Origin of the sequence: Larkinella humicola, assembly GCF_008727875.1 — a bacterium.
Lineage (GTDB): Bacteria > Bacteroidota > Bacteroidia > Cytophagales > Spirosomataceae > Larkinella > Larkinella humicola.
This window is the reverse complement of the sequence record NZ_VTWS01000005.1, coordinates 188,100-201,636: the sequence shown is the minus strand read 5'-3', so window position 1 is coordinate 201,636 and position 13,537 is coordinate 188,100. Positions and strand designations below refer to the sequence as shown.

Here is a 13,537-nt window from a genome sequence, read left to right as displayed (position 1 = left end):
TGGTTTACGGGATTCGGTTTCCAGTTTACGGTGGCTGGCGCAAGCGATCTTTGCGTGCGCCAGCCACCGTAAACTGAAAACCGTAAACCGAATACCCCAGACAGAAAATTATGAAAAAGATAGCTTTATACATCCCGTTGATTGCCCTGCTACTTACCACAAGTGGGTGTGAGGAGGGATTCGACGAATTGAATGTCAATCCGACCGCAGCGACGGCCCTCAATCCGCTTTTTACGTTCAACAACGCCATGATCAATACCACGTTTCCGGGAGGGACGATGGTATTTGAGCATCCCATCGTGCAGCAGATGTTTTCGCCCAATTCCGGAGTATTGGCGGGCGGAAACTTTAACGTCGACAACCGCGGGCCCACGGGACCCAACACGGCGATTTGGCAGCGGTATTACCGGGATGTGATCCGGTATCTGGTGGATGTGGTCGCCAAGACGAAAGACGACGCCAACCGGACGAATCTGTACCATATGGCCCGGATCTGGAAAGCCTATGCTTTTATGGTGCTGACCGACACGTACGGTGATATTCCGTACAAAGAAGCGGGACTGGGGTTCCTGGGTACCAACGTAACGCCGAAGTACGATACTCAGCAAAGCATCTATGACGATATCATCAAGGAATTGACGGAAGCCACAGCCGCGCTGGATGCTGCCAAACCGACCGAAGCCGGGGATATCGTTTACGGTGGAAACATTGCAAAATGGAAAAAATTCGGCTATTCGACCCTCCTGCGGGCGGGCATGCGCCTGACCAAAGTGAATCCGACGCTGGCGCAGGCCACGGCGGTAAAAGCCGTGGCGGGTGGTGTGATTCTGACCAATGCCGATAACGGACTCATTCGGAACAATGCCAATTACCAAAACCCGGTCGGAACGATGCTGAATTCGACGGAAGCGGCCAACTTCTACCTTACCCGCTATTTTGTAAACTACCTCAATGCCAATGCCGACCCCCGGCTGGCGTCGATTGCCGTGCGGTATGTGGGTGCTAAAAGCGGGGCAGAACACACGGCCGCCAGGGCCAACCGCGACCCGAGTGTTCAGATCGGGATGCCGATGGGATTTGACAACGGGACCATCCCGGCTCAGGCTATCGCCGACAAACTGGCGAGCTTCTACGATTACTCGCAGTTGGACCGGACACGCTTGGGTAAGCTGGACGCCCCAACTTTTATGGTGACGGCCGCTCAGACAAATTTGCTACTGGCCGAAGCGGCTCAACGCGGCTGGATCACCGGCAGCGCGGCTGATTACTACGCGGCTGGCGTAACGGCCCACATGCAACAGTTAGGCGATGCCGATGCGAATTCGGCGGTACCGGCGGCTGCCATTACGGCTTATCTTCAGAAAAACCCGTATGTGGCTGCGAATGGTCTGGAATTGATCAACACGCAATACTGGGTGGCGTCGTTTCTGAACGGCCCGGAAGTATTCGCTAATTTCCGGCGGAGCGGTTTTCCGAAGCTGACGCCCAATCCGTATCCCGGCAAGGAAATCAAAGGAAACTTTATCAACCGCATCACGTATCCGGATTCCGAATTGTCGGTGAATAAAGCGAACCAGGCTGAGGCACTTTCCCGTCAGGGTCCTGATAACCAGGATAGCCGCGTCTGGTGGGATAAACAGTAGAACTATCCATTCAATAAAAAAACCGGAAGGAAACTTCCGGTTTTTTTATGCCTAAACGAATCGTAATTACTTCTTGTACATCACCGCATCGACGGCCTGTAACGTCCGTTTCACGTTGGGCAGAATCACTTCGATCAGCGTGGGCGCATACGGCAGCGGCAAATCCAGGCTGTTGACCCGAATCACCGGTGCATCCAGGTAATCGAACGCGTTCCGCTGAATGTTGTAGGTCAGTTCTGATGAAATAGCCGCCAGTGGCCAGGCTTCTTCCACCACCACACACCGGTTCGTTTTCTTGACGGAGTTAATGATCGTGGCGTAATCGATCGGGCGAACGGAGCGCAGATCGATCACTTCCGCCGAAATGCCTTTGTCGGCCAGCTCATCGGCAGCTTGCAGTGCCACTTTCATGAATTTACCAAACGACACGATGGTCACATCGTTGCCTTCCCGCTTGATATCGGCTTTGCCAATCGGAATCAGGTATTCTTCTTCCGGAACCTGGCCTTTGTCGCCGTACATCAGTTCCGACTCCATGAAAATAACCGGATCGTTGTCGCGGATCGCCGTTTTCAGCAGTCCTTTGGCATCGTAAGGATTCGAGGGAACCACCACTTTCAAACCGGAAGTGTTGGCAAACCAGTTTTCGAAATTTTGCGAGTGTTGCGACGACAGCATCCCGGCATTTCCCGTCGGTCCGCGGAACACGATGGGGTTGGAATACTGACCACCCGACATCGACATGATTTTGGCCGAGCCGTTGATGATCTGGTCGATGGCAACAAGCGAGAAGTTAAACGTCATGAACTCGATGATGGGCCGTAAGCCGTTCATGGCCGCACCGACGCCAATACCGCCAAAACCCAATTCGGCAATGGGCGTATCGATGACCCGCGCCGGGCCAAACTCGTCGAGCATGCCCTGACTGACTTTGTAAGCACCATTGTATTCAGCCACTTCTTCACCCATTAGAAACACCTTCTCGTCCCGGCGCATTTCTTCTACCATGGCTTCGCGAAGGGCTTCGCGGAATTGTATTTCTCTCATCGTGTGTGAGTTAATTATTGTCAGCTTCTAATAAACGGTCAAAAATAGGGAAAACAGGCTAAAAGTACAATTCGATCTCACGACACGCGCAACCCGGCGTTCGGGCGGGGCTGAACCCGAAGCTGCAAACCGCCTTTGGGACGCAGCGTTATGCCCGGTTCCGGCTCCACGATTTTCTGATCGACCGGCTGAAAATCAAAGTCACGGATCAGCAACGTCAGTACAATCTGCATCTCCATCATCGCAAAATTATTCCCAATGCAGAGTCTGGGCCCTCCGCCAAACGGCAGATAGGCATAAGTGGGCCGGAGCTTAACCTGCTCAGGAAGAAAGTGTTCGGGGTGAAATGCTTCCGGTTTTTCCCAGTAACGTGGATCGCGATGGAGAAGATACGGGCAAATCAGCATCCCATCGGCGCCCGGAACCTCGACCCGGTAGTCGCCAAACTGGTCGGAATGCAGCGGTTGCCGGCCGAAAATCCAGGCCGGTGGATACAGCCGCATCGTTTCCTGAATCACCTGCGTGGTGTAGGTCAGTTCGCGCAGGGTTTCGATGGTCGGCAGATTGCTGGGGCCTAACACCCGGTTTATTTCCTCGCGTAGTTTTTCGGTAATATCCGGATGAGTGGCCAGCAGGTAAAACGTCCAGGACAGGGCGTTGGCGGTGGTTTCGTGACCCGCCATAAAAATGGTCGTCACTTCATCGCGCAGTTGCTGGTTGGTCATCTGTTCCCCCGTTTCTTCGTCGCGGGTTTCCATCAACATGCCCAGCAGGTCGTCGTGCCGGATTTCGGCCGGTTGGCGTCGGCGGCTTTCGATGATTTCATAGATAATGGCCTCCGTTTTTCGAACCGCCCGGCGGTAGCGGACCGTGCGGGGCGTGGGCCAGTTTCGTGTAAACGGGAAGAAATTGAAAAGCTCCTTGTAGGCGGTTTGAATGATGATCGTGATGGATTCCGAGACGTTTTCCAGGTGGTTTTTGACGTCCGAACTAAACAGCGAACGCGTCACAACAGCCAGTGCCAGGTGCATCATTTCTTCCGAAACCAGCAGCGGCCCGGTCAGATCCCGGTTTTTCCACTGCGAAATTAGCCCGGTGGTTTCGTGGTTCATACCGTCTACCAGCAACGCCAGCCGCTGTTTATGAAAAGCCGGTTGGGCCAGCCGCCGTTGGCGTCGCCAGAAATCCCCTTCGCTGTTCAGCAAACCGTTGCCCAGAAACATCTTCAGCACGTCGTAAGCTGCGCTTTTGACGTAGTTTTTATTATTTTCCTGTAAAATGTGTTTGGCGTCTTCGGGCGTCAGGGTGAGGGTAATCAGTCGGCCGACGGCCTTGAATTGCACCAGCCGGTCGTATTGCCGTTGCAAACCCGTCAAAAATCCCAGCGGATCACGGGCGAAATCAAAGGTGCTTCCCACGAAAGGAACGCCTTTCAGTTTCGGAATGGGTTTCGGCGGTTTTTCATCGGTAACCATACCTGATTTCGGTAAAGAATTTTATAAAGTTACAAACTCCTTTCCAATCAAAAGTCTCCGTTCCGAACCTTTCGGTTATCTTTGCGGACATTTAACACTCTGATTACCTCTGGTGTTCTCTGATCAACTCTGTGAAATAACTTCGATAACTGTTCCACAGAGTTGATCAGAGAACACCAGAGGTAATCAGAGAAACAGTTCTTTTTATGTCGAAGACCATTCAATCTGCGCTTATTTCAGTTTATTACAAAGACGGGCTGGAGCCACTGGTTCGGTTGCTGCACCAGAACGGCGTGCTGCTCTATTCAACGGGGGGAACCCAGACGTTTATCGAACAACTGGGCATTCCCGTAACCGCCGTGGAAGACATTACGGGCTATCCGTCGATTTTCGGTGGTCGCGTTAAAACCCTCCATCCGGTCGTATTCGGCGGCATTCTCTACCGCCGGAATCTGGCCGAGGATGTGGCCCAGGCCAGCCGCCATGACATCAACCCGATCGATCTGGTGGTGGTTGATCTCTATCCCTTTGAAGAAACCGTTGCGTCGGGTGCTTCGGACGAAGACATCATCGAGAAGATCGACATTGGCGGTATTTCGCTGATTCGGGCTGCGGCCAAAAATTACGAAGATGTGCTGATCGTCTCGTCGCGCGGGCAGTACGCCGATGTGGTCAGTCTGCTGACGGAGAAGGAAGGCACGACGGAGCTGGAAGACCGACGACGGTTTGCCAAAGAAGCTTTTGCCATGACGTCGTCGTATGACACGGCCATTCACCACTATTTTGCGGGTTCGACGGCTAGCGATGATTTCCGCCAGCTTCCCGCGCAGTCGCTGCGCTACGGTGAAAATCCGCACCAGCAAGCTACTTTTTACGGCGATCTCAACGCCCTGTTCGACCAGTTAAATGGCAAAGAATTATCGTACAATAACCTGGTGGACGTCGATGCCTGTGTCAGCCTGATCGATGAATTTACGGATACCACGTTTGCGATCATCAAACACACCAACGCCTGCGGTGTTGCAACGGCCCCCACGGCGAAGGAAGCGTATCTGAACGCACTGGCCTGCGACCCGGTTTCGGCGTTTGGTGGAGTGATTATTACCAACGCCAAAGTAGACTTGGAAACGGCGGAAGAACTGAATAAACTGTTCATGGAAATCCTGATTGCACCGGAATTCGATGACGATGCCTTGAAACTGCTCGGTTCGAAGAAAAACCGGATTCTGCTGAAACGCAAACCGGTGGAATTCAGCCCAAAAATGTTCAAGACCCTGTTAAACGGCGTATTGGAACAGGACAAAGACAATCAAACCGAAACCGCCAGCCAGTTCAAAACCGTTACGGAAAAAGCGCCGACTGAAGCGGAAGAACGGGCACTGGAATTCGCGCTGAAAATCTGCAAACACACCAAATCTAACACGATTGTCCTGGCGAACGACGGTCAGTTGCTGGCGAGCGGTGTCGGCCAAACCAGTCGCGTCGATGCACTTCGGCAAGCGATTGAAAAAGCCCGGACGTTCGGTTTCGAACTGAAAGGGGCCGTGATGGCGTCAGACGCGTTTTTTCCGTTCTCCGACTGCGTTGAGATTGCCGGTGAAGCCGGTATTTCGGCGGTGGTTCAGCCCGGCGGCTCGATCCGCGACAAGGATAGTATCGATGCCTGCAACCAGCGCGGGATGGCGATGGTGACCACGGGCGTCCGGCATTTCAAGCATTGATCTATGTTGTACACGATCTGGTGCGGTTTCTGGTTTCTGACCCTGTTTCTGGTTCTGTTTCCGTTTATGTTCCTCTTCCTGCAACGGGAAGAATGGAAACCGTACGCCCATAAAGTTAACTACGTCTGGGGGCGGTTATTTTTCTGGATCATTGGCATGCCCATTCAGGTCGACTACCGGTTTCGCCCCGACCCGAAACAGACGTACGTGTTTTGCGCCAACCATTTCTCGTACCTGGACATCGCGGTGATGGGCGTCATCATCCGGAATTTCTACGCGTTCATCGGGAAAAGCGAGGTAAAACGCGTGCCGCTGTTCGGCTACATGTTCGCCAAACTGCACATTCAGGTTGACCGGAGTCAGGCCAACAGCCGCGCCTATTCGCTGTCGAAAGGCATCCGAACGCTGAAAAGCGGCCGCAGCATCATGATTTTTCCGGAAGGCGGCATCAAGTCCAAACAACCCCCTAAAATGCACCATCCGTTCAAGGATGGTGCATTTACGATGGCTGTTCAGCAACAGGTGCCGATCGTGCCGATTTCGTTGCTGAATAACCACGAAGTGTTCCCCGAAAAGAAAAAACTGCGGATGTACTGGCGGCCCATCCGGGCGGTGGTTCATCCGCCCATCGAAACAAAAGGACTGACCCAGACCGACGTAGAACGGTTGAAAGAAGAAACCTTCCGGGTGATCGACGAATCGTTGATGAACCAGTCGGCCCGGGTTGCGATGAATTAAACGAATAGCCTATGAAAGTTGATCACGAAACCCTGCACAAAATCGCTCACCTCGCCCGGCTTGACGTGCGGCCCGAAGAAGAGCAGCCCCTGATTGACAGCCTGAATGAGGTGCTGACCTGGATGGAGCAACTCAATGAAATCGATACGACCGGGGTTGAGCCATTGACCCACATTTCGGCCGAAATCAACGTTCTGCGCGAAGACATCGTCGGTCATCAGCTTCCGCGCCAACAGGCACTGGAAAACGCTCCCGACAAGACCGATACGTACTTTCAGGTTCCTAAAGTAATTGAGTAAAAGAAGCGGTTTTTGTAACTGCCGGATTGGTACAAGCTAGGACTTCCATTCTTTAACTTCGCCTTCGTCCTGACATTCCGTCAGCAACTGCCGATTGGTTTTTTGAAAAACCGGGTGAACAAACTCGGGTTCAATTTCCGCTAGCGGAACCAGCGTAAACCGCCTTTCGTACAGGAAGGGGTGAGGAAGGGTCAGCTTTTCAGTGGTCATTACCACATCATCCACATATAACAGATCGATGTCGATGATGCGACTGCCCCACTTTTCGCGCCGAACCCGGCCCAAACGGGTTTCGATGGCCTGGGTTTTTGCCAGGATTTCTTCGGGCGTAAAAACGCTCAGAACTTTCAGCACCTGATTCAGAAAAGCCGGTTGGTCTGTAACACCCCAGGCTGCGGTTTCGTAGAGGGCTGATTGCTTTAGAACCGGCCCCAGATCGATCTGAATCGCTTCCTGCGCCCGTTGCAGGGTGGCGGCCCGGTCGCCCAGGTTGGCGCCCAGCAGCAGAAAAACCGTGTGCGTCGTCATGGGTTAAAAACCAATGGACCGGTTCGTTTTTTTAGCGAAATGAACTTCTTCTTCCAGGTGATAAATATCGGCCAGGGTCATGGGTTGCTCCGTCCGGAACGCCAGTTCCCGTTCTTCGAGCAGCCGGTTGGCTTTGTCGACGGCCAGTTCGCCAAATTCGTAGCGGGCAATGAGCCGCCCTTTCCGAAGCAGCGCCGGATCGAGTCGTTTGATGTCGGTATTGAACGTACAGATGATTTGGATGGCCAGGCAGTCGGCCAGCAAGCCGTCGGTCAGGTTGAGCAGGTTGGAAACGGCGGCATTCCGAACATCCGATTCGCGGTCCATCAGCACCTGTTCCGCTTCTTCGATGACCAGAATCGAGTTGCGCTGTTCGAGCAAAAACGGAATAAAACCGGGTTGGGTCATCACTTCGACCAACTGGGGCGGCAACACCAGCACCTGCTTGGAAAGCTGCGTGGTCAGGTGGCGGATGAGGTTGGTTTTGCCCGTTCCCGGTTTGCCGTGCAGGATGATCAGCCCTTTTTCGCTGTTGGTATTCAGCCGCTGAATCAACTTGTCGTAAACCGGCTGCAAGTCGTCGTTGTAGTGTTTTTCCAGATCGAGCGGCAGCAGCTTCAACTGGGTTTCTTCCACAATCAGTTCGTTGTACTGTTGCGTAATGAGCCCCACCTTGCCCAGCGAATTGTCCGGGTCCGGAATCTTGTAGGCATCCAGGCCAGTCAGAACCCGGTCGAGCACTTCGCGGCTGCTGTAGCCACCCAGCATCGAGTAGGCCTTCATGGCGGGCAGGTAGTGCAACCGGAGCAAAAGCCCCTCGGGATGTGACCAGAACGAATGTTCCTCCTGTTTGGTAAACAAATCCGTGCGTTCGTGAACCTTGACGAATCGCTGTTGGGTCAGGAAATCAGGCAGGGTTATTTCAAACTGATGACGGCAAATAAGCTGATTGGGGAAGATACCAAACTGCTGAACGAAATAATAAACGTTGGGAAAATCGTCGTCGTCGGGCGAAAATTTAAACTGGTCGGCGGGTAGTTTCCATGACATGCTGTAAAAATCGTTCAATAGCCGCAAACGTGCAAAAAAACCGGCTGAAACCTTCGAAACTTCGGACGGCACCCGTCAGGTTTTAGAAACCTGACGGGTGCCGTCCGAAGTTTCGAAGGTTTCAGCCGAACGAGTGCGCGGGCGTTTTGGGCCGTTGGAAAAAGCTGACCAGCCACACGAGAGCGGCAATTCCGGCCCCAATTCCGGCGACCAGCGATACGGAACCGTTGCCCTGTTGCCCGGCGGAAATGGCGGCAAACGCCCAGACGAACACCAGCAGGTACGAAAAACTCCGCAACCGGCTGAAGACGAATAACCCGATGGCCAGACCAACGGCAATCAGGATCTGCGCCCAGACCGGTCCGCCCAGACCGCCACCATCCCAGCCGGTTGATTTCAGCCAGACACAGATGTTGGCAATGGTAGCCACCGTCACCCAGCCAAAATACAGGCCAAACGGAACCCGGGCCAGCCATTTTTCGGCAGTCGGTACGTCGGCTGCGTTCAGCCGAAGACCGAAGTTGATGCCGTAGAGCGTAAAGAGAATACCGGAAATGAACAGAACGGAAACAAAAAGCCACTCATTTTGGAAAATGGGTAACCACAAACTGTTGAACACGCCATTCAGGATGACCAGCGGGCCGATGGCTCGAAAACGTGGATTAGTCCGCTGCGACGGCAAAGCCTGATAAACCGCAAAGCCCAGTAAACCCAGATAGATGACCCCCCAGATGGCAAAGGCAAAACCGGCGGGTGTGAAGTCCGTAAAGTATTTATTGGAAACCTGGGCGTTGGTCTGCCCGCCAAACGGCAACGCGTTCGACAGGTAGTTCATGATGATGGTCGAAATAATGACGAAGACAACCAGGAACTGCCGGAGCTTATCGTTTTTCATAGCAAAAAAGTTTACGGTTTACGGTTTTTGGTTTACGGTGGCTGACGCATTCACACTTTGCTCAGCCACCGTAAACCAAAAACCGTAAACCGTAAACTTGAAATTTAACCCGTTGTTTGGAATGGCCTGAAACTTAGAAACTCAGGATCTTAAACTCCGTTCGGCGGTTGCGCTGGTGTTCGTCTTCCGTTTTGGCGTTTTTGACAATGAGCTGCGTTTCGCCGTAGCCTTTGGCAATCATCCGTTCGGCCTCAATTCCTTTGGAAACGATGTAATCGACGGCGGCTTTGGCCCGGTTTTGCGACAGGCGGATGTTGTAGGCATCGGCGGCCCGAACGTCGGTGTGCGAACTCAGCTCGATTTTCAGCGTCGGATTGTCTTTCAGAATGGTCACCAGCTTGTCGAGTTCCTCGGCCGCGTCGGGGCGGATGGCGTATTTATCCAGGTCGTAATAAATATTTTCGAGCACAAACGTTTTGCCCAGCGTTACCTTATCCAGCAAAATCGGTACTTCAAAAGTGGTGTCGGTTTCGGCTTTTTTCAGGAAGATCGGCGGAATGCTCCGGCCCTGCATCGTAAACTGTTCGCGCTTGGTTAGGTAGCCGGGCCGTTCAACCAGAATCGTGTAGTCTTTTCCTTCCTTCAGCGGGTATTTTCCATACGTACCGGGGTTGCCCGTCAGCGCTTCGCCAATCGGTGTTTCAACGCCTTCTTCAATGATTCGAACCGTCGCGGAATCCAGGGGGGCCTGAGGAGACGCGTTTTCCGAAACCGTACCGGCAATGAAATACCGCACCCGTTTCGGCGCTTCGGTCGGTGGGGTAGAGGCCAATGGCGGTTTTTCGGTGGTCGATTCGGAGTCGTCGAAATAATAAATGTCATCGTCGCCCTTTCCGCCCTCGCGGTTCGACGCAAAATAGCCTTTGTCGGCTTCGACCAGAAACAGCCCGAAATCATCCGCCGGTGAATTGATTGGTACGCCCAGGTTCTCCACCGAAATGATGCCCTGCGAGCGGGTTGCAACGAAAATATCAAGCTTGCCTAAACCGGGATGACCGTCGGACGCAAAATACAATTTGCCATCTTCGGCCACATATGGAAACATTTCGTCACCCGGCGTATTGATGTCACGGCCCATGTTGACCGGGCGGCTGAACCGGCCCGACGCATCCATGTTCGTGCGATACAGATCAATTCCGCCCACGGTTCCGGCGCGGTTGGAAGCAAAATAGAGCGTTTTGCCGTCGGCCGAAAACGCCGGGCTGCCGTCCCAGGCGGTTGAGTCGCTGATGGGCAGTCGCAGGGGTTCGCTCCAGGCGTTGTCGGCTGATAACCGACTGATAAACAAGTCGACGTCCAAACCGCCTTTGCGTTTTCCGTTGTTGCCCCGCGCAAAAATCATGATTTTTCCGTCTTTCGAAAACGCGGGTGTGCCTTCGTTGGCGTCGTCTTTGAAAATGTTGGAACTGAACAGTTGCGGGTTGTTTCCGGTTTCGTCCGGTTTCTGTGCCAGCTTGATTTTATAAAGCCCGGTCATCGGCTGACCGTTGTTTTTGTAAATCTTCTCTTTCCGGGATGAGGTAAAAATGAGTTCATCTCCGCGAACCACCGGCGCATATTCGGAACCCGGAGAGTTCAGCGCACCAATGTTTTTAGGCTGGAAAGCGATCTTTTTCTGGCTGATGAGGTCGATGGCCCGCAGGGTTTCGGCTTCGCGCCGGGCTTTTTCCAGATTGACTTTACTGGACGGTTTGGTGGCTACATACTGATCCAGTTGCACCAACGCTTCCGGATACCGGCCCTGCGCCTTGAGCGCGTAGGCATAGTACATTTTGGCGTTGATCTCCGGGATACCGGCTTCGATGGCTTTCTGGTAAAACGGAGCCGCCTGCGGGAAACGGTTCGACAGGCGGTAGGATTCCGCCAGTAGATAATTCAGCCAGGCGACGTCGGTGACGCCTTTGCCGTTGGCGGCTTTCTGCAAATTCTCAATAGCCAGGTTGTATTCCCCTTGTTCGAATTGTCGAACGCCTTTTTTATACACCTGCATGGCAGAGTTGCATCCAGCCAGCCCTATGGCCAACCCCAGCGCCACCAGCAGGGAATAGGAGGTACTGATTTTCATATAAATCCTGTAACGATATGCTGTGATTGCCGCCAAGTTAACGATTTATCACTTGGCTATACATTTTAACGAAGAGAAGTTGAATTTATTGGGGCAAAATCGGGGTGGAAAAAGGGGGATTTGCGGAAATGAAAAATCCCGCCGGAGGCCAGCAGGATTTTGTTGAAAGACGCAATTGAATAGTAAACGGCGGAGTCGGGCAAATAGTTTATGGTATGAAAAATTGATGTATTATTTTTCAGAATAATGCTCAGGTTTTATTTTCTGCCTTAAATTCTGTAAAAAGGCCTGTTTGACCCGAATTTCTCTTTGCAAAAATCCTTTCAGGCAAGGCTGCTGGTTCTGGATTTAGGGATAGAAAAACCGCCTGGGTCCAGCCTCGTATAAAAACCAAAAGTGTATTACCGGAACGCCTATCTTTGCGGGAACGAAATCGTATGAGTGCATTTAAAAAATTGGCGAGCGATACCGCTCTGTATGGGGTCAGTACCATCTTGGGGCGGATGCTGTATTGGTTGATGGTTCCATTGCATACGCGGGTGTTTCCGCGCCCCGGCGAACTGTCTTCGAATGTTGAATTGTTTTCGTACGTACCGGTCTTGCTGCTGGTGTATACGTTAAGTCTCGAAACCGCCTTTTTCCGGTATGCTTCCCGCCAGAAAGAGGATAAGCAGAAGGTCTTTAACGAAACCTTAAGCATTGTGCTGGCCGTCAGCCTGGTGGCAACGGCCCTGATTGCGCTTTTCTCTCCCCAAATTGCTACTGCACTGAATTATCCCGGTCAGCAGAAATTTATTATCTGGGTGGCGATGATTGTGGCGACGGACGCGATTGTGTCGATTCCGTTTGCCCGGTTGCGGATCGAAAACCAGGCCCGGCAGTTTGTAAAAGCGAAACTGATCAATATTGCGATCAATGTCGTGCTGAATGTCTTCTTTCTGGTGATCTGCCCGCAGATTTACAACGGCGAGTATTTGCTTTTTCTGCAACCCGTCGTTGATCTGTTCTACGACCCTTCCGTTGGACCCGGTTACATTTTTCTGGCGAATCTGATAGCCAATCTGGTGTATTTTCCGCTGCTGTGGAAAACGTTTGCGGGGTTTCGTTTTCAGCTCGACAGGCCGCAGGTACGGCTTTTACTGGCCTATTCGTTTCCATTGATGCTGACCGCGCTGGCCGGTAACGTGAACATGCTAACGGATCGCTGGTTTTTGCGCCCGCTTTTGCCGGACGGTTTTTATCCGGGCCTGACGTCGGAAGATGCCCTCGGTATTTACGGGAACTGTTATAAACTCTCCGTTTTTATGGCGCTCGCCATTCAATCGTTCAAGTTTGCGGCTGACCCGTTCTTTTTCTCCCGCGCCGAAGATAAAAATGCCCCCGGTTTGCTGGCCGACGTCAACAAATGGTTTGTCATTGTCTGCGTCATCATTTGGGTTGGCATCAGTTTGAACCTGGACTGGATTGGGCTGTTTATCGGGAAAACCTACCGGCAGGGGCTGAGCGTCGTACCCCTTTTGCTGCTGGCTAATCTGGTTCTGGGCGTCTATTACAACATTTCATTCTGGTTTAAGCTGAGCGATAAAACCGCCTATGGCACCTTCATTACCGCCCTGGGCGCGGCTATTACGGTGCTGCTCAATGTGTTGCTGATTCCGGTGATGGGCTACATGGGCTGTGCCGTAGCGTATCTGGCATCGAGCGTGGTGATGTGCGTTACCTGCTACCTGCTGGGCGAAAAGCATTATCCGGTTCCCTACGATGTGTCGTCGGCGTTGATTTATCTGTTCAGCGGGGGACTATTGATCTATCTGGCTTCCCAAATTGAAATTTCCAACCTCTGGATTTCCGTACCGTACCACCTCGTACTCTTCGTTTTATACGTTGGCACGATGCTGGTGATCGAGCGGAGAACCTTTGCGCCCCTGCTGGCGAAAGTGCGAAACCGGGGGCGGGTTGTTCATAATAAATAATAAATGTAGAATGATGAATGTTAAATGTAAAAGGGCGGGGCCA

11 protein-coding genes are annotated in these 13,537 nt (G+C 52.6%); 5 read left to right on the top strand and 6 right to left on the bottom strand.

Going from position 1 to position 13,537, the window contains the following annotated elements; genetic code table 11:
- The first annotated feature begins 110 nt into the window (after positions 1–110).
- Complete coding sequence (locus F0P93_RS19735; RefSeq protein WP_150878997.1) at positions 111–1,643, top strand: SusD/RagB family nutrient-binding outer membrane lipoprotein; 1,533 nt, start codon at positions 111–113, stop codon at positions 1,641–1,643.
- A 66-nt stretch (positions 1,644–1,709) separates the two neighbouring features.
- Here the strand turns inward: F0P93_RS19735 and F0P93_RS19730 are convergent, their stop codons facing one another.
- A complete protein-coding gene (locus F0P93_RS19730; protein ID WP_114407156.1) occupies positions 1,710–2,690 on the bottom strand; it encodes a pyruvate dehydrogenase complex E1 component subunit beta in 981 nt (326 codons plus the stop codon).
- A 77-nt stretch (positions 2,691–2,767) separates the two neighbouring features.
- A complete protein-coding gene (locus tag F0P93_RS19725) occupies positions 2,768–4,165 on the bottom strand; it encodes a cytochrome P450 (protein WP_150878995.1) in 1,398 nt (465 codons plus the stop codon).
- A 206-nt stretch (positions 4,166–4,371) separates the two neighbouring features.
- Here F0P93_RS19725 and purH point away from each other — a divergent pair, with 206 nt between their 5' ends.
- The 3 genes from purH to gatC are packed head-to-tail and all read left to right on the top strand — an operon-like array spanning position 4,372 to position 6,923.
- Complete coding sequence (purH, locus tag F0P93_RS19720; RefSeq protein ID WP_150878993.1) at positions 4,372–5,886, top strand: bifunctional phosphoribosylaminoimidazolecarboxamide formyltransferase/IMP cyclohydrolase; 1,515 nt, start codon at positions 4,372–4,374, stop codon at positions 5,884–5,886.
- Between the two features lie 3 nt (positions 5,887–5,889).
- On the top strand, positions 5,890–6,624 hold the full coding sequence (locus F0P93_RS19715) for a lysophospholipid acyltransferase family protein (RefSeq protein WP_150878991.1): 735 nt from the start codon (positions 5,890–5,892) through the stop codon (positions 6,622–6,624).
- Between the two features lie 11 nt (positions 6,625–6,635).
- Positions 6,636–6,923, top strand: coding sequence for an Asp-tRNA(Asn)/Glu-tRNA(Gln) amidotransferase subunit GatC (gatC, locus tag F0P93_RS19710; protein WP_150878989.1), 288 nt, complete (start codon positions 6,636–6,638; stop codon positions 6,921–6,923).
- 36 nt (positions 6,924–6,959) lie between these two features.
- Here the strand turns inward: gatC and folK are convergent, their stop codons facing one another.
- The 4 genes from folK to F0P93_RS19690 form a co-directional block, all read right to left on the bottom strand.
- Positions 6,960–7,451, bottom strand: coding sequence for a 2-amino-4-hydroxy-6-hydroxymethyldihydropteridine diphosphokinase (gene folK, locus F0P93_RS19705; protein ID WP_150878987.1), 492 nt, complete (start codon positions 7,449–7,451; stop codon positions 6,960–6,962).
- 3 nt (positions 7,452–7,454) lie between these two features.
- Positions 7,455–8,501: an AAA family ATPase gene (locus F0P93_RS19700; protein WP_150878985.1), complete on the bottom strand. Its 1,047-nt coding sequence runs from the start codon at positions 8,499–8,501 to the stop codon at positions 7,455–7,457.
- A gap of 121 nt (positions 8,502–8,622) precedes the next feature.
- A complete protein-coding gene (locus F0P93_RS19695) occupies positions 8,623–9,396 on the bottom strand; it encodes a TspO-related membrane protein (protein ID WP_150878983.1) in 774 nt (257 codons plus the stop codon).
- 133 nt (positions 9,397–9,529) lie between these two features.
- Positions 9,530–11,521 carry a CHU_0125 family OmpA-like outer membrane integrity protein gene (locus F0P93_RS19690; protein WP_191908863.1) on the bottom strand — a complete coding sequence of 664 codons (1,992 nt, stop codon included), beginning with the start codon at positions 11,519–11,521 and terminating at the stop codon, positions 9,530–9,532.
- A 437-nt stretch (positions 11,522–11,958) separates the two neighbouring features.
- Between F0P93_RS19690 and F0P93_RS19685 the strand changes: the two genes are divergently transcribed.
- Complete coding sequence (locus tag F0P93_RS19685; RefSeq protein WP_150878981.1) at positions 11,959–13,494, top strand: polysaccharide biosynthesis C-terminal domain-containing protein; 1,536 nt, start codon at positions 11,959–11,961, stop codon at positions 13,492–13,494.
- Positions 13,495–13,537 lie beyond the last annotated feature (43 nt).

Bases quoted from the DNA above. Each gene is read 5' to 3' on its own strand.
- F0P93_RS19735 (WP_150878997.1), top strand. From the start codon at position 111: ATGAAAAAGATAGCTTTATACATCCCGTTGATTGCCCTGCTACTTACC.
- F0P93_RS19730 (WP_114407156.1), bottom strand. From the start codon at position 2,690: ATGAGAGAAATACAATTCCGCGAAGCCCTTCGCGAAGCCATGGTAGAA.
- F0P93_RS19725 (WP_150878995.1), bottom strand. From the start codon at position 4,165: ATGGTTACCGATGAAAAACCGCCGAAACCCATTCCGAAACTGAAAGGC.
- purH (WP_150878993.1), top strand. From the start codon at position 4,372: ATGTCGAAGACCATTCAATCTGCGCTTATTTCAGTTTATTACAAAGAC.
- F0P93_RS19715 (WP_150878991.1), top strand. From the start codon at position 5,890: ATGTTGTACACGATCTGGTGCGGTTTCTGGTTTCTGACCCTGTTTCTG.
- gatC (WP_150878989.1), top strand. From the start codon at position 6,636: ATGAAAGTTGATCACGAAACCCTGCACAAAATCGCTCACCTCGCCCGG.
- folK (WP_150878987.1), bottom strand. From the start codon at position 7,451: ATGACGACGCACACGGTTTTTCTGCTGCTGGGCGCCAACCTGGGCGAC.
- F0P93_RS19700 (WP_150878985.1), bottom strand. From the start codon at position 8,501: ATGTCATGGAAACTACCCGCCGACCAGTTTAAATTTTCGCCCGACGAC.
- F0P93_RS19695 (WP_150878983.1), bottom strand. From the start codon at position 9,396: ATGAAAAACGATAAGCTCCGGCAGTTCCTGGTTGTCTTCGTCATTATT.
- F0P93_RS19690 (WP_191908863.1), bottom strand. From the start codon at position 11,521: ATGAAAATCAGTACCTCCTATTCCCTGCTGGTGGCGCTGGGGTTGGCC.
- F0P93_RS19685 (WP_150878981.1), top strand. From the start codon at position 11,959: ATGAGTGCATTTAAAAAATTGGCGAGCGATACCGCTCTGTATGGGGTC.